Source organism: Flagellimonas sp. (assembly GCF_965222555.1).
Lineage (GTDB): Bacteria > Bacteroidota > Bacteroidia > Flavobacteriales > Flavobacteriaceae > Flagellimonas.
This window is the reverse complement of sequence record NZ_CBDCUG010000001.1, coordinates 413,152-431,416: the sequence shown is the minus strand read 5'-3', so window position 1 is coordinate 431,416 and position 18,265 is coordinate 413,152. Positions and strand designations below refer to the sequence as shown.

Here is an 18,265-nt window from a genome sequence, read left to right as displayed (position 1 = left end):
ACAGTTTAAGTGACATGATAAAAATCTGTTAATGAGAAAGCAACCTGCTTGCAAGCCATTATGTAATTGTTATTTTTGCGAAATGTTTTTCCCTAGAAAAAATATTGCCCCAGTATTTTGTGTTGTTGTGATTTTCATCTTTTCCTCCTGTAGTTCGCTATTTAAAGAGAAAGAAGAAAAAGAACCCTTGGCCAGAGTAGGGGATGCATTTTTGTATAAAGAAGATATTGCCTCCTTGATCAGGGAAGATATGTCTACAGAGGACAGTACCCTCTTTGTTACCGATTATATAAACAATTGGGCATCCAAGCAATTGTTGCTGTCAAAGTCAAAAATCAATCTTCCTGAGGAAAAGCTGGCAGAATTTGACCGTTTGGTCTCGGATTATAGATCGGATTTGTACACCAGGGCCTACGTGGAAGCATTGGTGATCAAAGCTCAGGACACTGCAGTGACCACCTCACAGCTTAGGCAATATTATGAAAGGGAAAAAGAGAATTTTAAGCTTAATGAAAAGTTGGTACAACTACGGTTTGTTGGATTGCCCAGTCAATTTTTGGATAAGGAAGGGGTGATAACCAAAATGAAGAATTGGGAAGACGAGGATAAAAATTATCTGGACTCCATTGCAGTCCAGTTTAAAAAAATACATTTTAACGATTCTATTTGGGTAAGTGCGTCAAGGGTTAAGCAAGAAATACCCTTACTTACATCACTCAATGAGGAGAAGTACTTAAAAAAATCACAATTTTTTGAATTGGAGGATTCCTTAGGGGTATATTTGGGAAAGGTGACGGATGTATTGGAAATCAATGATACTGCGCCATTTGAATATATTTCACCGGATATAAAACAATTGATTTTAAATCGAAGAAGACTGGATTATATAAGAAAGTTGGAAACCGAGATCATTGATGAAGCAATTAAGAAGAATGAATTTGAGGTTTATGAAAAAAAGGAATAGTATAATATTGGCTGCAATTTTTGTGCTGACATTGGGATATGTGCAGGCACAAGACGCGGATGAAACTCTTTTGGCAAAGAAGGATACAACGAACAATACCAAAAAGATAAAGTTGGATGGTATTGCAGCTGTAATTGGGGATTATGTGATTTTGGATTCGGATGTTGACAAGACTCTGATTGATTTAAAAAGCCAGGGAGCATCTACCCAGGATATAACAAAATGTAGTCTTTTGGGAAAATTGATGGAAGACCGTTTATATGCACATCAGGCTGTACAGGATAGTCTGTTGGTTTCTGATGATGAAGTGAATGCGCAGAGCGATAGACAGATTCAGCAGTTGGTGGCGCAGGTAGGTTCCATGGAAAAAGTATTGAAGTTTTATAAAAAACCGGATGCCGAAAGTTTCAGGACCGAACTTTTTGAAATCAACAAGCTACGCATGCTTTCTGAGAAAATGCAAAGCAAGATTGTTGAAGAAATTGAGGTCACCCCTGAGGAAGTACGCCAGTTCTTTAATAAGATACCTGAAAATGAAAGACCCGTTTTTGGTGCAGAGCTGGAAATTGCACAAATTGTAAAGCAACCGACTGCACCTGAGGAAGAAAAACAAAAAGTTATTGACAGGTTAAATCAAATAAAAGCTGATGTTGAGGACAACGAAGCCAGTTTTAATGTAAAGGCCATTTTGTATTCGCAAGGACCATCTAAATCACAAGGGGGACTTATAGGATCAATAACAAAAGAATCTGGATATGTCAAAGAGTTCAAAGATGTAGCATTCAGCTTACAGCAAGGCGAGATTTCTGAACCATTTGAAACTATGTTTGGATATCATATTTTGTTAGTAGAAAAAGTGAGGGGGCAGGAAAGGGATGTAAGACACATTCTAATGATTCCAGAAGTTCCGCAAAGTGCAATGGATATTGCTGTAAAGGAACTGGATTCCATTCGCCAGCATATTTTGGATGGCAAATACACCTTTGGAGAAGCTGCATTGAATTTCTCGGATGAAAAAGAGACCAAATTTGACGGAGGTATTCTAAGAAACCCCATTAATTTTGGATCACGTTTTGAACTGACCAATATGGATCCCGCACTTTACAATCAGGTGCGTGATATCAAAGATGGGGAAATTACCAAACCACTTAAAGAAGATGATCCAAGGGGCGGTCCTCCCAAGTTCAAAATCATGAAAATCTCCAACCGGTATGACGAGCACAAGGCCGATTTTGCCCAAGATTATATGAAAATTCAAGAATTGGCACTTCGAGAAAAGCAGTTCAATGCCATTAAGGAATGGATGAATGAGCATATTGAGGATACTTATATACATGTGAATGCCGAAAACAGAGATTGCGATTTTGCTAACAACTGGGTAAAGGAATAAATACATGTCGGACGTTGTTGCCATTGAAAATCTTGTAAAAAAACACCAAGCTTTAAAAACCGAAATTGCCAAGATCATAATTGGTCAAGAGCAGGTTGTTGAACAAATATTACTTTCCATATACACGGGAGGACATTCTTTGTTGATTGGTGTTCCGGGTCTTGCAAAAACCTTGATGGTCAACACTATTGCCCAAACGTTGGGTCTCAACTTCAAAAGAATTCAGTTTACACCGGATTTAATGCCCAGTGATATTTTGGGAAGTGAGGTATTGGACCAAAGCAGAAACTTTAAGTTTATCAAAGGTCCTGTTTTTGCCAATATTATTTTGGCCGATGAAATCAATAGGACCCCTCCCAAAACCCAGGCAGCACTTTTGGAAGCTATGCAAGAAAGAGCTGTTACAATTGCCGGTGAACAACACAAACTGGACATGCCCTATTTTGTGCTAGCAACCCAGAACCCTATAGAACAGGAAGGGACCTATCCCTTACCAGAGGCCCAGTTGGACCGTTTTATGTTTGCAATAGAGCTAAAATACCCATCTATAGCTGAAGAGATACAAGTTGTAAAATCCACAACAACTGATGAGGAAGTACAGGTAGGAACACTGTTCAATGCAGAGGAAATAATTGCGGTGCAACATTTGATCCGTAGAATCCCTGTACCGGACAATGTAATTGATTATGCGGTTAAATTGGTCAATAAAACACGACCGGGCATGGAAAACTCCTTAGAGTTCATCAATAATTATGTGGATTGGGGTGCAGGACCGAGAGCTTCACAGAATTTGGTATTGGGAGCAAAGGCACATGCGGCTATAAACGGAAAATTTTCACCAGATATTGAAGATGTAAAAGCAGTTTCCATGGGAATCCTTAGACATAGGATACTAAAAAACTACAAAGCGGAGGCTGAAGGCATTTCTGAAGAAAAAATTATTTCAGAATTGTTATAAATACAAAATCTACACGACTTATTTGCCAAATTCTAATTACTAAATCGAAGGTATTTTAGTAAATTAGCCGAATTACAAAAATCTTAAATCCAATCTAGAATGGCATTTGACATTGACATGATAAAAGGGGTTTATGCCTCTATGGGTGAGCGCATAGAAAAAGCCCGTGAGCTTGTGGGAAAACCTTTGACACTCGCTGAAAAAATATTGTATTCACACCTTTGGGAAGGAACGCCTTCCAAACAGTTTTCACGAGGTAAAGACTATGTGGACTTCGCTCCTGATAGAGTGGCTTGTCAAGATGCTACGGCACAGATGGCGTTGTTGCAATTTATGCATGCTGGTAAGCCAAAAGTAGCAGTACCTACAACAGTACATTGCGACCACTTGATTCAGGCAAAGGTGGATGCAAAGACGGATTTGAAAAGAGCCAACGAAACCAGCAATGAGGTTTTTGACTTTTTGGAATCAGTTTCGAATAAATACGGTATTGGCTTTTGGAAGCCGGGAGCGGGAATTATTCATCAGGTGGTACTTGAAAATTATGCTTTCCCTGGAGGGATGATGATTGGTACGGATTCCCACACGGTAAATGCCGGTGGATTAGGAATGGTTGCCATTGGAGTTGGTGGTGCGGATGCTGTTGATGTTATGGCTGGAATGGCTTGGGAGTTGAAATTTCCAAAATTGATAGGGGTTAAATTAACTGGAAAGCTTTCAGGCTGGACTGCGCCCAAAGATGTAATCTTAAAAGTGGCGGATATCCTTACTGCTAAGGGAGGAACAGGAGCTATCATTGAATATTTCGGCGAAGGGGCAACTTCAATGTCCTGTACGGGTAAAGGTACAATTTGTAATATGGGTGCCGAAGTTGGAGCCACCACATCAACTTTTGGCTATGATGAGTCCATGGACCGTTACTTAAGAGCTACGGACAGAGCGGATGTTGCTGATGCTGCCCTTGAGGTTAAAGAACATTTAACTGGTGACGCTGAAGTTTATGCCAATCCAGAACAGTATTTTGACCAAGTAATCGAAATTAATTTGGATACATTGGAACCTCATTTAAATGGTCCTTTTACACCAGATTTGGCAACGCCAATTTCCAAAATGAACGAAGCTGCCAAGGCAAACGATTGGCCTATCAATGTGGAAGTTGGATTGATTGGTTCTTGTACCAACTCGTCCTATGAAGATATTTCAAGAGCGGCATCTTTGGCCAAACAGGTTTCAGATAAAAATTTAAAAACAAAGTCAAAGTTTACCATAACACCTGGTTCTGAACAGGTAAGGTATACCATTGATAGAGATGGATTTATAGATACATTTAACTCTATTGGAGCTACGGTTTTTGCCAATGCCTGCGGACCTTGTATTGGAATGTGGGACCGTTATGGTGATAAAGCTGCTGATGGACCACGAAACACTATCGTTCATTCATTCAACAGAAACTTTGCAAAACGTGCTGATGGTAACCCAAATACACTTGCTTTTGTTGGTTCCCCGGAATTGGTGACAGCGATTGCCATTGCCGGACGTTTGGATTTTAATCCGATTACCGATAAACTAATCAATGAGGATGGTGAAGAAGTAATGTTGGATGAGCCACGGGGATATGAACTTCCGCCAGAAGGATTTGCTGTTGAGGATGCAGGATTTATAGCTCCCATGGAAGATGGAAGTGGTGTTCAGGTTGTGGTTTCACCAACTTCTGAAAGATTACAACTTCTGGAACCCTTCGTTCCTATTGCTACGGAAAGCCTTCAAGGCGTTAAATTGCTGATCAAGCCACTTGGAAAATGTACTACAGATCATATTTCCATGGCTGGACCTTGGTTAAGATATCGCGGACATTTGGACAATATTGCAAACAATACCTTAATCGGTGCGGTCAATGCTTTTAACAATCAAACCAACTTTGTAAAGAATCAGTTGACAGGAGAATATGGCGCTGTGCCGGATGCACAAAGAGCCTATAAAAAGGCAGGAATTAGAACCATTGTGGTAGGTGACCATAATTATGGTGAAGGTTCTTCAAGAGAGCATGCGGCAATGCAGCCAAGACATTTGGGTGTAGCAGCGGTATTGGTAAAATCTTTCGCAAGGATCCATGAAACCAACCTGAAAAAGCAGGGAATGTTGGCATTGACCTTTGCCAATGAGAGTGATTATGATCTGATTCAGGAAGACGACACATTCAACTTTGTGGATATAGCAGAGTTTGCTCCAGGAAAACAGCTGACTCTCGAAGTTGTTCATTCAGATGGAAGTGCAGATACCATTATGGTCAATCACACCTACAATGCATCCCAGATTGAATGGTTCAAAGAAGGATCTGCGTTGAACGTGATTAAAAAAGAGAATGCATAAATAAATCTATTTTTAGATTATTGAAAAAACTCCTGATATTGTTTCAGGAGTTTTTTAGTTTTGATCAAATTCAAAAAATGAAGATCAATAAAAAGACCATAGTTAATATTGCACTGATTCTTTTTGTGCTATCCTTTTTTATGACCCCAATGGGAGATTATGGCAAAATTTTATTGAATCGGTTATTTTCTTTTTCCCCACCAGTCATTGAAGCTTCTAAAAGAGAAACAATTGCCGACTATGATTGGAAACTTAAAGATGCGGACTGGAATTTTTTCAATTTTGAAAAATCTAAGGGAAATGTGATTTTTATAAACCTATGGGCATCTTGGAAGTTACCCAGTGAGGCAGAACTTGTAAGTGTTCAAGAAATGTATGATCAGTATAAAGGGAAAATGGATTTTTATATCATCACCAATGAAAACAGGCCTCCGGTTGAGGAATTTATGGCAAAACATGGATTCACCTTTCCGGTTACTTATTTAATTATTGGAGAGAAAACACCCATCAATCCTGATGAAGTCCCTTCTTCATACCTTATTGACAAAAAAGGCAATATTGTCATCTACAAAAGAAAGATTGCTGATTGGAGTACGACCAAGGTGTACAAGCTGTTGGATGAACTGATTGCTGAATAATTAATGAAACTTTCTAAAGATCAGATGAGCAATATCCTCTGGATATTGGCGATTGTTTTAATTGTGTTTACCCCGCTAGGGTTCCATGTTAAGGTACTTGTTGGAAAGATTTTTGCCACAAGTGCGGCTATTGTTGAAGGTGATAAACAAAAAAACCTTGAGGACTATGATTGGCAGTTGGTTGACCTGAACGGCGATGGAATTGACTTTGAAACGAATAGGGGTGAAGTTGTTCTAATCAATTTTTGGGCAACATGGTGCCCGCCTTGCGTGGCTGAACTTCCAAGCCTAGAAAAATTGCATGACGATTATGGGGATAGGGTGAAATTTGCATTTGTGACCAATGAGCAGCCTGAAAAAGTATCCCCATTCCTTCAAAAAAAGAAGTCTAAAATACCTGTTTATTTTGAGGTGTCTTCAACTCCAGATGAATTGTTTTATAGGAGCATACCAGCTACCTATATCATAAGTAAATCGGGAAAAATTGTGGTAGATGAAAGAGGTGCCGCAAATTGGAATTCTGAAAGAACAAGAAATCTTCTTGATAAACTTTTGGCGGAATAGCCTATTTCTTAAAGTATTTAAAGGGCACCACCAGCATTCCAAAACATTCACCTTCTTCTTTTCCTAAGTGTTTATGGTGTATTTTATGCGCTCTGCGTACACCACGGGCATACCAATTGTTGGCATTTCGGAAAAGTTTAAATCGCTGATGAATGAAAATATCGTGTACTAAAAAATAGGCAATACCATAGGCCAGAATTCCAAAACCCAAGGGCCATCCGTACCAAAATGTGGTTTCTGCCCCTGAGTAAAAGCAAACCATACTCACTACCGCATAAAAAATAAAGAAAGCATCGTTCCGTTCAAACCATGAGTCGTGGTCTTTTTTATGATGATCTTTATGTAGGCTCCAAAGAAATCCGTGCATGACATATTTGTGGGTAAACCACGCCATAAATTCCATAACTGAAAAGGTGGCAAGAAATATTAGTATCCAAACAAAAACTTTCATCTAGAGCAATTGTAGTTTATAATTCACGTAAGACTCGGCCAAAAGTCCAAATTTTTGATAATTTGGAACACGAATTCGAGTATTTTTTATTTCCACGGGAGGGGTGCTTTGCAATTTCTGAAGCAATTTTTTATAGTATTTGTATGCAGTATAAACCCCAAACTTGGCAGCTTCTGGCAATTTTACAATTCCCGAATAACCTAACGCAAAATCTGCTTTAATCTCTTCAACAATACGTTTTTTTGATACCTCATCCAACTCCGCCAAATTGGTTTCTGGGAAATAAGAACGGTTTAGGTCTTCATAATCAGCTTTCAGGTCACGGAGAAAATTCACTTTTTGGAAAGCGGATCCTAAAGCCATCGCCGATTCTTTCAGTTCTTCGTATTTCTCCTTATCACCATTTACAAAAACACAGAGGCACATTAGCCCAACTACATCCGCGGAGCCATATATATATTCTTGATACTCATCAATGGTATTGTATTCTTTTTTGTGGAGGTCCATACGCATGCTCTTCATAAAGGCCTCGACCAAATGGTGGGGGATATCATATTTGTGATATGTATATTGAAAAGAGTTGAGTATGGGGTTCAAGCTAATTTTATTGGTAAGGGCATTCTCAAGGGATTGCTCAAAATTTGAAAACAATTGTTCTTTGTCGTAATCGTGAAAAGTGTCCACAATTTCATCCGCAAAACGAACAAAACCATAAATATTGTAGATGTCCTTTCTTATGGAAGTCGCCAACATTTTTGTGGCCAAGGCAAATGAAGTACTATAGGACTCCGTAACAATTTTACTACAGTCATAAGAAACACGATCAAAAATAGTTTTCATAGGGCTTACGTTTTTTTGGTTATCAGGTCAGATACCAGTTTTCCGGAAATTAATGACGGGGGAACCCCAGGTCCCGGAACGGTAAGTTGACCTGTAAAAAACAAATTTTTTACTTTGCTACTTTTGAGGTTAGGTCTTAAAAAGGCGGTCTGCTTAAGTGTATTTGCCATGCCATAAGCGTTGCCTTTATAAGAATTGTATTGTTCAATAAAGTCGTTTACACAGAAGCTCTCTTTAAAGATAATGGAATTTTTGACATCTTGACCGGTGCGTCTACTGAACCTATCCATTACAATATCAAAGTATTGTGAGCGCAATTCCGGGGTGTCGTTTAATCCCGGTGCAATGGGAATCAGGAAAAATCCGGCCTCGCATCCTTCGGGTGCCATTGAAATATCTGTTACAGAAGGAAAGTTTGCGTAGAATAGCGGTTCACTTGGCCACTGGGGACTATCATAGATTTCCTGGGCATGTTTTTCAAAATCCGTATCGAAAAAGAGGTTGTGGTGCTCTATGTTTTTTAGTTTTTTGTTGAAACCAATGTAGAAGAGTAGGGAGGAAGGCGCATAGGTTTTCTTGTTCCAATATGATTCGGAGTATTGCCTGTTTTTTTTCTCCAATAGGGTTTCGGAGTGATGATAATCTGCTCCACTGATGACGATATCTGTGCTATAATCTTTGTCGTTACTACGTATTCCGGATACTTTTCCATCAGTGACAAGAATTTTGTCCACAGCACTGTTGGTATTGATTTTTACACCCAATTCCTCGGCCAGATGCTTCATGGCCTTAATAATCTCATACATCCCTCCTTTTGGATGCCATGTGCCCAATCCAAAATCGGCAAAATTCATAAAACTATAGAAAGATGGGGTTTTGTTGGGTTTGGCTCCCAAAAAGAGCACTGGAAATTCCAAGGTGGAAATCAGTTTTGGATTTTTAAACCTTTTACGCACCTCATAGCTTATAGTTTTAAAAAATTGGTCGACTCGAAACACGGTTTCTTTGGTAACCAATTCTAAAGGTGAAAGACCAGGACGAAGCACCACTTTATTTATAGCAATATCATAATTCTCTTGGGCCTTACCAATGAACTCCTTTAAATGTTTACCGCTTCCAGATTCTATGCGTTCAAATTCCGCACTTATTTTATCCATGCAATCCCCAATGGTCATTACATCATCCTTGAAAAAAATCTTGTAAGCTGGATCTAACTTGTCCAATTGGTAATAATCAGAAGGTTTTTTACCAAAATCTGCGAAGAATTTTTCAAAAATATCAGGCATCCAGTACCAACTTGGACCAATATCAAAAGTAAAACCGTCTTTGATTAATTGTCTGGCCCTTCCACCAACGGTACCGTTCTTCTCAAACAGTTCCACTTGATGTCCAGTCTTTGCTAGGTAGCAGGCCGCAGACAGGGAGGAAAATCCAGAACCGATGATGATGATTTTTTTCATGTTACTTTCAGCATATTAAAGTGAAGCGGTCAATTGTTCAATAGAATGAAATATTTTGATGGTGTTTGGAAGTTCCTCCTCTGTAAGGTATTGAATCTGATGTCCCAGAACAAAAAGTTTTGCGTTGTTGGAGGTATTTAAGGTTGTAGAGAATTTATTTAGATAAGTAGTTAATTTATCCTTGGTAGGTGCGACGGTAAAATAGGATACAAAATGGACATTCTCGTAATACTTCAACAAATCCGTAAGACTTTCCATAGGCATAGTCTGTCCCAAATAGATGGATTTGTAACCCCTAAGGGTTATTTCATAGTTAAGGTATAATAGTCCAAGTTCGTGGATTTCGTTTTCCGGCAAAAAAAGTGCAAATATCTTATCCTTTTTTGAGGGTTCTATCAGTTGCAGTTTCTCTGTGTTGATGTATATTTTTTGTTTGATCAAATGAGAGATAAAATGCTCATGCGCTGGACTGATGGTGTCCGTTTGCCATAAAAGACCCAACTCGTTCAACAAGGGAATAAAAACCTCATTGAAGATGTCCCTGAAAGATCGTTCTGATAAAAGGCTGTTGTATGTATTGAGAAAAAGAGTTTGGTCAAAGTTGACCATGGCCAGCTTAAAGGTATTGATAGCATGACTTTTTTCACTGTTGTTGGATACAATTTCCCGCACAACCATCGGAATCTGTGATTCTTCCAGTTTTGCAATCTTGGAAATTTTGTAACCATTATTGTACAGCAATGTAATATTGAGCAGCTTTTGCAAGCTGCCAAGGCTATAGGTCCTAATGTTAGTGGTGGTTCTTTCTGGTGCAAAAAGATTATATCTTTTTTCCCAAATTCTTATAGTGTGCGCCTTGATGCCGGATAGGTTTTCCATATCTCTGATGCTGAAAGAACTTTTAACATTGTTCATCTTTTGTGAATTAACGTTAAACAAATTTACACTTTAATTGGAGTTGACCTAATTTATGATCATAAAATTGTAAAGTATACTGAATAAGGATAGGATTGATTTTAAACAAGAGGACGCATTATTGTATATAGAATGTGTATTTCCAGTTGAGTGCGCTATGAAAATTTCAGGATTTTAATTGTTGCTTAACATGATTTAACAGAAAAGAAATCTATTGTTATACAATAATTCCTACTTTTAATGTAATAAGTTTCCCTAAATCAAGTCAAAAGCTTTACTATGGATAATTGTGTATCCACGACAAAATATTTATTGCCTCAACTGAACATTAAGTATACAAGGCAATTTCTAGAAGACAATATACTGTCCCATCCTGAACATCCAAGTTTGCTATGTGTCTCTGATACATTGGAAAAGTACAAGATTGATAACTTGGCAGTGAAGATAGGCACTGAAAAGTTGAAGGAAATTCCCCTTCCTTGTATTGTGCAACTATCGGATCAAGGAGGAATGTTCCATGTGTTAAAACAGTATTCAGATGATAAAGTTGTCTATTTGGATGAAAAAGGAAAATCTGTTGCCCTACCTACCAAGGACTTTTTAAGCAGATGGACGGGCATCTGTCTTTTGGTAGAGTCAAATGAACAGTCCAAAGAACCAGGCATTGAGAAGAGTATTGATGAAAAAAGGATGTCAGATATTTTTAAATGGGCCATAATAGTTCTTTTGTTGTTATGGGCTGGTACAAATATTTCTGATTTTACGTTGTTTAATAATGAGGATTCTCAATATTTTGTTGGTTATACGCTACTCAAGCTTATAGGACTGATAACTGGAGTTATGTTATTGTGGTATGAGGTGGACAAGTACAATCCCACCCTCCAAAGTTTCTGCTCCGGAGGTAAAAAAGTTAATTGTGAGGTGGTATTGAATTCAAAATATTCCAAAGTGTTCAATGGGCAATTTAGTCTTGGTCTTATAGGGTTTGCTTACTTTTTTGGTACGCTATTCTTCTTACTCTTCAATGGATTTTCAAATACTTCCTTAACCTTACTGGCATATCTTAGTTTTGCAACATTACCCGTTGTGGCAGTATCGCTGTATTATCAGGGATTGATCATAAAACAATGGTGTAAGTTTTGCATCATTGTACAGGCTGTTCTCCTCATGGAAATTACACTTGTTTATTTTGGAAATTTTTATCAAGGGTCAATTGAGCCGGACTCTCTTCTTCTTTTGGCCGCTCTGTTGTTAGTGCCCATTCCTACTTGGAAATGGTTCAAACCTTTATTGGAAGGAAAAAAGGAGAAGAACCTATATAAAAGAGGGCTTAAGAAGATAAAGAACAATCCTAATGTGTTGAGCGGTTTATTGGCAAAGAGCCGTAAAATTGAAAAGAGTACGGAAGGTTTGGGAATCTCTTTTATCAGCAAAACGGCTAGATTTAATGTGGTTAAGGTATGTAACCCGTATTGTGGACCTTGTGCCAAAGCACACCCTATTTTGGAAGAACTTATGGAAGCTGGAAAAATCAACTTGCAAATTCTGTTCACTGCAAGTGCAGAGGAAAATAATATTAAGGCAAAAGCTGTAGCTCATTTTCTAGCAATTGAAGCCCAAGGAAATAAAGAACAAACCCAAATGGCATTAGATGATTGGTATCTGGCAGATAATAAAGATTATGAGGTCTTTTCCAAAAAGCATCCCATGAATGGGGAACTAAAAGAGCAGTATAAGAAAATTGAGGCTATGCGCAGGTGGTGTGATGTAGAAAAAATAACCCATACTCCTACCATATTTATCAATGGGCATGAGCTGCCCAAAGAATATAGCGTAGAGGATTTAAAAGAAGTTTTGAATTAAAGAGCTAAAAAGGCCTAGGAAAACCTAGGCCCGGACGATATTCTTTCGCGAAGAATGGTCACAAACCTGGGTGACCTAAACCGTCCAGGCAAAATTAATTTTATTATTTGTTTAGTCATGAAAAAAAAGAGTTTAAAAGCATTGAACTTGGATTCTGCTGATTTTCTTCAAAGAGAACAATTGAAGACTGTTTTAGGCGGAAGTGGTAGTTGCACATTAACATGTACCATTGGTGGGACATATCCAAATCCTGTAGGGTCAGACTGTCTAAGTGTGGGAAATTCCATTTGTTATCACTTTGGTGGTCCTGGTAGTGTTATAGCAAGTTGTTCTTGTTCATAATAATTGAACCAAACTATCATCGGTTAATGATTCTTAACCCATTATTAATCGATGGTAGCTTTTGAAAATTTAATGAATAGCCAAAAAAATAGCTTTCCCTTTTACAAACAACCTGATACTAAGGACTGCGGTCCAACTTGTCTCCGTATCATTGCCAAACACTATGGCAAATTGATTTCACTACAAGAAATAAGGGAACTTTCAGAGACCACTAGAGTAGGTAGCAATCTTTTAAAGTTAAGTGATGCCGCAGAGGCCATAGGTTTTAAGTCCATTGGGGTAAAGTTGAATTACACCCAATTGGAAGATGCCCCCTTGCCCTGTATTGTACATTGGAACAAAAACCACTTTGTAGTGGTCTACAAAATAAGGAAGGGGATTGTCCATATCTCAGACCCGTCTTATGGATTGATTAGCTATTCCAAAAAAGAGTTTTTAACCCGTTGGATAGGTAACAACGCGACGGAGCATATCAAAGAGGGAATTGCTCTGTTGTTAGAGGTCACTCCTAAATTTAAAAAACTACACTGGGAGGATATGGATAAGAAATCACTTCGCTTTCTTTTCCAATACCTGTTTAAATATAAAGGGTTATTGATTCAGCTTTGCATTGGACTATTAGTTGGAAGTTTGTTACAGCTTATCTTCCCATTCCTTACCCAAAGTATTGTTGATGTAGGAATACAGAACCAGGATGTCAATTTCATTTATGTGGTATTGGCAGCACAGGTAATGTTGTTTTTAGGTCGTACTAGCGTAGAGGTGTTTAGAAGTTGGATATTATTGCATTTAAGTACCCGTATCAACATCTCTTTAGTATCCGATTTTTTTATCAAGCTTATGGCTCTCCCTATTGCCTATTTTGATACGCGTATGACGGGGGATATCATGCAACGTATCAATGATCACAGTCGTATTGAAAACCTGTTGACAGGTTCTACACTGAGCACGTTGTTCTCCATGTTCAACTTAGTGGTCTTTGGAGCGGTACTTATTTATTACAGTCCTTCCATTTTTGGAATATTCGCCATCGGGAGCATCCTATATATACTTTGGATATTATACTTCCTTAAAAGAAGGAAAGAACTGGATTATAAGAGATTTTCACAATTGAGCCAAGAACAGAGTACGGTTATTGAAATGATAAATGGGATGCAGGAGATTAAAATGCACAATGCGGAAAAGCAGAAGCGATGGAAGTGGGAATTTGTTCAGGCACGCCTGTTTAAGGTATCAATCCAGAGTTTGGCATTGGAACAGACCCAAGGAGTAGGGTCATCCGTAATTAACGAACTTAAGAACATCATTATCACCTTCACTTCAGCCGTCTTAGTGATAGAAGGTAACATCACGCTTGGGATGATGCTTTCCATACAGTACATTATAGGACAATTGAATGCCCCCATTGGACAGATGGTAGGTTTTATCCGTTCCTACCAAGATGCCAAGATCAGTATGGAACGTTTGGCAGAGATTCATGACAAAAAGGATGAAGAAGATCGGGAAAAACAATTGGTGAACAGAATAAAGCCAGATCAAGGACTCGTGCTAAAAAATATATTTTTCAGGTACTTGGGCAGTGATGAAAACGTCATCAAGGGGCTTGATATGGTAATTCCCTCAAATAAAATAACGGCCATTGTGGGGGCTAGTGGTAGCGGTAAGACCACATTGATGAAGTTGTTATTAAAGTTTTATAATCCTAACAAAGGCAATATCCTTTATGGAGATCAGTATTTATCGGGAATCTCACATAGCGCCTGGCGCGACTATTGTGGAGTGGTCATGCAAGAAGGATATGTGTTCAACGATACAATTGCTTATAACATTGCCGTAGGCGAGGATACCATTGATCAGGAACGACTGGTAAATGCAACCAAAATTGCCAATATTTATGACTTTATACAATCCCTACCCTTGGGATTCAACACTAAGATTGGCAATGAAGGAGTTGGAGTGAGTACTGGACAAAAACAACGGCTGTTCATTGCCCGAGCGGTATATAAGAATCCCCACGTGCTATGTTTTGATGAGGCCACCTCGGCCCTTGATGCCAAAAACGAGCGGGTAATCATGGAAAATCTGAACAAGTTCTTTGAAAATCGAACGGTAATTATTATTGCCCATAGGTTGAGTACGGTAAAGGATGCCGACCAAATCGTGGTCATGGATGAAGGCAGGATAACGGAGTCTGGAACACATCAGGAACTGTTGGAACTGAAAGGCTCTTACTATAATTTGGTGAAGAATCAATTGGAACTTGAAAAACTAAATGCTTAAGGAAAGATGCCAGAAAGCCCTAATATAGAGGAACTCAATTTAAGGTCAGAAGAAGTACAGGAAATACTGTCCACCCCCCCTGCATGGATTGTACGTTGGGGCATTACCTTGATCTTTATGTTTACCATTATCATCTTGACCCTTTCCTTTATTATAAAGTATCCAGATTTTGTCACCGCTAAAATCATTGTAACTACGGAAAAGCCTACTGAAAGGGTTGTGACAAGATTTTCTGGAGCTTTGAATAACATTTATATACAGAATGGAGATACGGTTGGGGTTGGACAACGTTTGGCGATTATTCGGAACACTGCAAATACTGAAGATGTATATTTTTTAAAGGCAATTTTGGACACTTTACCCTTGAGGTCCGAGGGGTTTATATTTCCTACAGATTTAACATCCAATCTTGTGTTGGGAGATATTGAAACAGCCTATATCAATTTTGAGAAAAGCTTTGTGGACTATATTTTATTGAAAGAATTGGACCCATACACTAACCAATTATCAGGGAACCGACAATCCTTGGTGGAGATAAAACTGAGGCTTAAGGATCAAATCAGACAAAAGAAAGTTCTGGAACAAGAGTACAAACTTGAAAAGAGGGACTTTGAACGACATGAGAGACTATATGGCAAGGGAGTTATTTCGGAACAGGAATATGAAGCCAAGAAGCTGGAATTCTTGCAAATGGAAAAAAACATCAGCACTATGGCCATTTCTATATCACAAATGCGCGAGGCCATTTCCTCTGCCGGACAAAACCTAAAGACAACACAAATTAACCAACAGGAAGATGATACCCGTTTTCTGACCAATCTTTCACAATCCTATAATGTACTTAAAAAGGCAATTCGAGATTGGGAATACACCTATGTGCTCTCATCTTCTATTGAAGGAGTGGTAAGTTTTCAAGAATTTTGGGGAGTAAACCAATATATCAATTCAGGTGAAGTGGTTTTTTCCATATTGCCTACAGATAGATCCACCTTGGTGGGCAAACTGACCATCCCATCCCAAAATGCAGGAAAGGTAACTTTGGGTCAAAAGACATTGGTTAAACTTGATAATTTCCCTTATCAACAGCATGGTATGTTATCTGGCAAGGTCAAGAATATATCAATATCACCCGATAAAGAAGGAAACTATTTTGTTTACATTTCCCTTCCTAACGGAACAATGACTTCATATAATAGGAGACTGCCTTTTGATCAGGAACTTATTGGAAATGCTGAAATCATAACAGAAGATCTTAGTGTGGCAGAAAGAATCTTTTACAAGTTCAAGGACATTTTTAAATATTAAAAAGATTCATCAAAAAATAACCCAAGGAAATTCCAAAGTATCTACAGAGCTGTTTGATGGTGGAAAGCTGAACATCACACTTGCCCTGCTCAGTTCTTGAGAACTGTATTCCAGTATCATTAGGGCTTCCTCTTGTGTAACTCCCTTTACTCTTCGCAATTGTTTGATCCGCTTGGTCTGGTTTTTTAATAATTGCTCCTTGTTCTCATTTTCCATGAGAGCAATTTCCAGTTAAAAATCAGTTTTTGTAACAACTTTTTGGTTGTTTTATTTGTATGTCTCTTTCTAATAAAATTCAAATCTAAAAACATCCTAAAATATCCAAAACCTGATCTTGTGCAAACTGTATGTTCTTTTTCTAATGGCAATGTTGACTCGTCTTTGGGATTCGCTTTTACCAATCTTGTCATAGAGGTTATCCATGATGGAATACTTCTTAAACAAATGACAAGGGATTGTAGTTACATTAATATCTACAAAGCCGCTAACAGCGAGTTGATAACAATGGAAATGCCGGACAATTTGGTGTTCAATTTTTCGTTCCATTTTGCCCAATCAAAGGTTTTCGAAAACTATACGCACAAAATGCTGGCATTTCTTTCTTCCATAAGAAATATTAACCTACAATTGGATTTCCAAAAATTGGTACTGTACTTTAATTTAAGTAGTAGGGACAAAAACCTGAATGTTGGTTTACGACACATTTATTCCGGATTGACCGAATAGTTATGGGATGGATGAACAATAATTCTTAAATTGTACGTATGACAACATTATTTTCAGTCGTTATCTCTCTGATTTCCAATAAGGATAAAGAACCAGAATTGCAAGGCATATCTGCTTCCGAGATGCTGGCAATAATAACAACAATTGTACTGTTGGTGCTCTCCCTTCTTGTGATTTACATTGCTAGGATTAGGAACAAAAGGAAAGGAAGGAAGTAGATTTAATCTGTTAACTACAAATCTTCAAAAAAGGGGATAAACCAAGGTTTTCCCCTAATTTTCCCCTTGCACCTTTAAACCCATATAAACATTGAGTTAAAGTGCCCACGACTGGAGTCGAACCAGCACGTCCTTTCGAACACTACCCCCTCAAGGTAGCGTGTCTACCAATTCCACCACGTGGGCCTCTTTGGAATTTGCGGGCAAATATCGTTAAAATTTAAGTTGTACCAATACTATTTTGCAAACTATTTGAAACTGTTAGGTCAAGAGATTTCCATTCTCGTCCCATTCTGCTATAATGCCTCGTTTACTTTGATCCACACATTTAGTCAACCATTCTTCATCATAAGCCACATTGTGCTGTGCCAGAACATCTTCAGGAACTCCATCCCAAACATTGGGCATATTTCCTTTATAACCGAGGTCTTCTATTCCCATTTTTGTAGTATAGTATCCACTTACCGTCAAGTTACGTATCAGCGTAAAAAATTGAATTTGCAAAGGTTGTTCATCAGTTGGAACTTCTGGATCTGGATAAGCTATGATATCTAAAATGGCTTTTTGTTGTTCTTCCGAAGCTGATTTGAACATTAGGTTATAATCCGTGTTACTTTTATGATCTAACCACATAAAACCACCTCGCAACGGAGTTTGTAGTTCTGGAATGTCCTTGGCCATAAATTCAATAAAATCAGGAACCTCCGCATCGGTAGCACTTCCAGAATCTTCGGTTGCAGGTAATATCAGATTGCAGAGCACAGCCATGGTCTCCATTTCATGTTCGTTAAAAAAGACTTCTTTCAACAATTTTTCATCCAGCTCCTTTTCTTTAGGGGTTCTGCCATATATATAGTTGTTGGAAGCTATAATTTCTTGGGTAACCGTTTCATCCAGATTGGGTTTACACCCATGGACAGCCAATCCGCTGGCAACACCGCCAAGCAAAATCGATTTTAAACTTTTTCTTCTATCCATTAC

At 38.4% G+C, this 18,265-nt stretch carries 16 protein-coding genes and 1 tRNA gene; 10 read left to right on the top strand and 7 right to left on the bottom strand.

The window, feature by feature from the left end:
* Positions 1-31: 31 nt before the first annotated feature.
* The 6 genes from ACOQO1_RS01940 (at position 32) to ACOQO1_RS01915 (ending at position 6,884) form a co-directional block, all read left to right on the top strand.
* Complete coding sequence (locus ACOQO1_RS01940; RefSeq protein ID WP_420601176.1) at positions 32-964, top strand: peptidyl-prolyl cis-trans isomerase; 933 nt, start codon at positions 32-34, stop codon at positions 962-964.
* Positions 948-2,354, top strand: a complete 1,407-nt coding sequence (locus tag ACOQO1_RS01935; RefSeq protein WP_420601175.1) for a peptidylprolyl isomerase — start codon at positions 948-950, stop codon at positions 2,352-2,354. Before ACOQO1_RS01940 ends, ACOQO1_RS01935 begins: the two co-directional genes overlap by 17 nt.
* A gap of 4 nt (positions 2,355-2,358) precedes the next feature.
* The gene (locus ACOQO1_RS01930) at positions 2,359-3,312 is read left to right on the top strand and encodes an AAA family ATPase (RefSeq protein WP_420601174.1); all 954 of its coding nucleotides are present in this window, start codon (positions 2,359-2,361) and stop codon (positions 3,310-3,312) included.
* A 99-nt stretch (positions 3,313-3,411) separates the two neighbouring features.
* Positions 3,412-5,682 (top strand): aconitate hydratase, encoded by a 2,271-nt coding sequence (locus ACOQO1_RS01925; protein WP_420601173.1) that lies wholly within the window; start codon positions 3,412-3,414, stop codon positions 5,680-5,682.
* Between the two features lie 77 nt (positions 5,683-5,759).
* Positions 5,760-6,320: a TlpA family protein disulfide reductase gene (locus ACOQO1_RS01920; protein ID WP_420601172.1), complete on the top strand. Its 561-nt coding sequence runs from the start codon at positions 5,760-5,762 to the stop codon at positions 6,318-6,320.
* 3 nt (positions 6,321-6,323) lie between these two features.
* Positions 6,324-6,884 (top strand): TlpA family protein disulfide reductase, encoded by a 561-nt coding sequence (locus ACOQO1_RS01915; protein ID WP_420601171.1) that lies wholly within the window; start codon positions 6,324-6,326, stop codon positions 6,882-6,884.
* A 1-nt stretch (position 6,885) separates the two neighbouring features.
* Here the strand turns inward: ACOQO1_RS01915 and ACOQO1_RS01910 are convergent, their stop codons facing one another.
* From ACOQO1_RS01910 to ACOQO1_RS01895, 4 genes are read right to left on the bottom strand one after another with little or no spacing between them, the layout of a single operon-like run.
* A complete protein-coding gene (locus ACOQO1_RS01910; protein WP_420601170.1) occupies positions 6,886-7,335 on the bottom strand; it encodes a beta-carotene hydroxylase in 450 nt (149 codons plus the stop codon).
* Entirely contained in the window at positions 7,336-8,175 is an 840-nt protein-coding gene (locus tag ACOQO1_RS01905) for a phytoene/squalene synthase family protein (RefSeq protein ID WP_420601169.1), read from the bottom strand. It abuts the gene before it with no gap.
* A gap of 5 nt (positions 8,176-8,180) precedes the next feature.
* Complete coding sequence (locus ACOQO1_RS01900) at positions 8,181-9,635, bottom strand: phytoene desaturase family protein (protein WP_420601168.1); 1,455 nt, start codon at positions 9,633-9,635, stop codon at positions 8,181-8,183.
* Positions 9,636-9,650: 15 nt separating this feature from the next.
* Entirely contained in the window at positions 9,651-10,550 is a 900-nt protein-coding gene (locus ACOQO1_RS01895) for a MerR family transcriptional regulator (RefSeq protein ID WP_420601167.1), read from the bottom strand.
* A gap of 279 nt (positions 10,551-10,829) precedes the next feature.
* On the opposite strand from ACOQO1_RS01895, the gene ACOQO1_RS01890 reads away from it, so the two are divergent.
* The 3 genes from ACOQO1_RS01890 (at position 10,830) to ACOQO1_RS01880 (ending at position 16,340) form a co-directional block, all read left to right on the top strand.
* Positions 10,830-12,413 carry a vitamin K epoxide reductase family protein gene (locus tag ACOQO1_RS01890; protein WP_420601166.1) on the top strand — a complete coding sequence of 528 codons (1,584 nt, stop codon included), beginning with the start codon at positions 10,830-10,832 and terminating at the stop codon, positions 12,411-12,413.
* Positions 12,414-12,827: 414 nt separating this feature from the next.
* Positions 12,828-15,035: a peptidase domain-containing ABC transporter gene (locus ACOQO1_RS01885; protein ID WP_420601165.1), complete on the top strand. Its 2,208-nt coding sequence runs from the start codon at positions 12,828-12,830 to the stop codon at positions 15,033-15,035.
* A 6-nt stretch (positions 15,036-15,041) separates the two neighbouring features.
* Complete coding sequence (locus ACOQO1_RS01880; protein WP_420601164.1) at positions 15,042-16,340, top strand: HlyD family secretion protein; 1,299 nt, start codon at positions 15,042-15,044, stop codon at positions 16,338-16,340.
* Between the two features lie 9 nt (positions 16,341-16,349).
* On the opposite strand, the gene ACOQO1_RS01875 is transcribed toward ACOQO1_RS01880, so the two are convergent.
* Complete coding sequence (locus ACOQO1_RS01875; RefSeq protein WP_420601163.1) at positions 16,350-16,556, bottom strand: hypothetical protein; 207 nt, start codon at positions 16,554-16,556, stop codon at positions 16,350-16,352.
* 120 nt (positions 16,557-16,676) lie between these two features.
* Here ACOQO1_RS01875 and ACOQO1_RS01870 point away from each other — a divergent pair, with 120 nt between their 5' ends.
* Complete coding sequence (locus ACOQO1_RS01870) at positions 16,677-17,066, top strand: hypothetical protein (RefSeq protein ID WP_420601162.1); 390 nt, start codon at positions 16,677-16,679, stop codon at positions 17,064-17,066.
* Positions 17,067-17,386: 320 nt separating this feature from the next.
* Here the strand turns inward: ACOQO1_RS01870 and ACOQO1_RS01865 are convergent.
* Together ACOQO1_RS01865 and ACOQO1_RS01860 are read right to left on the bottom strand one after the other, a co-directional pair.
* Positions 17,387-17,470: transfer RNA gene (locus ACOQO1_RS01865), tRNA-Leu, on the bottom strand.
* Between the two features lie 75 nt (positions 17,471-17,545).
* Positions 17,546-18,262 carry a gluconate 2-dehydrogenase subunit 3 family protein gene (locus tag ACOQO1_RS01860; protein WP_420601161.1) on the bottom strand — a complete coding sequence of 239 codons (717 nt, stop codon included), beginning with the start codon at positions 18,260-18,262 and terminating at the stop codon, positions 17,546-17,548.
* Between the last annotated feature and the right edge of the window lie 3 nt (positions 18,263-18,265).

Coding starts and splice junctions, on each gene's coding strand:
- ACOQO1_RS01940 (WP_420601176.1), top strand. CDS start 32: ATGAGAAAGCAACCTGCTTGCAAGCCATTATGTAATTGTTATTTTTGC.
- ACOQO1_RS01935 (WP_420601175.1), top strand. CDS start 948: ATGAAAAAAAGGAATAGTATAATATTGGCTGCAATTTTTGTGCTGACA.
- ACOQO1_RS01930 (WP_420601174.1), top strand. CDS start 2,359: ATGTCGGACGTTGTTGCCATTGAAAATCTTGTAAAAAAACACCAAGCT.
- ACOQO1_RS01925 (WP_420601173.1), top strand. CDS start 3,412: ATGGCATTTGACATTGACATGATAAAAGGGGTTTATGCCTCTATGGGT.
- ACOQO1_RS01920 (WP_420601172.1), top strand. CDS start 5,760: ATGAAGATCAATAAAAAGACCATAGTTAATATTGCACTGATTCTTTTT.
- ACOQO1_RS01915 (WP_420601171.1), top strand. CDS start 6,324: ATGAAACTTTCTAAAGATCAGATGAGCAATATCCTCTGGATATTGGCG.
- ACOQO1_RS01910 (WP_420601170.1), bottom strand. CDS start 7,335: ATGAAAGTTTTTGTTTGGATACTAATATTTCTTGCCACCTTTTCAGTT.
- ACOQO1_RS01905 (WP_420601169.1), bottom strand. CDS start 8,175: ATGAAAACTATTTTTGATCGTGTTTCTTATGACTGTAGTAAAATTGTT.
- ACOQO1_RS01900 (WP_420601168.1), bottom strand. CDS start 9,635: ATGAAAAAAATCATCATCATCGGTTCTGGATTTTCCTCCCTGTCTGCG.
- ACOQO1_RS01895 (WP_420601167.1), bottom strand. CDS start 10,550: ATGAACAATGTTAAAAGTTCTTTCAGCATCAGAGATATGGAAAACCTA.
- ACOQO1_RS01890 (WP_420601166.1), top strand. CDS start 10,830: ATGGATAATTGTGTATCCACGACAAAATATTTATTGCCTCAACTGAAC.
- ACOQO1_RS01885 (WP_420601165.1), top strand. CDS start 12,828: ATGAATAGCCAAAAAAATAGCTTTCCCTTTTACAAACAACCTGATACT.
- ACOQO1_RS01880 (WP_420601164.1), top strand. CDS start 15,042: ATGCCAGAAAGCCCTAATATAGAGGAACTCAATTTAAGGTCAGAAGAA.
- ACOQO1_RS01875 (WP_420601163.1), bottom strand. CDS start 16,556: ATGGAAAATGAGAACAAGGAGCAATTATTAAAAAACCAGACCAAGCGG.
- ACOQO1_RS01860 (WP_420601161.1), bottom strand. CDS start 18,262: ATGGATAGAAGAAAAAGTTTAAAATCGATTTTGCTTGGCGGTGTTGCC.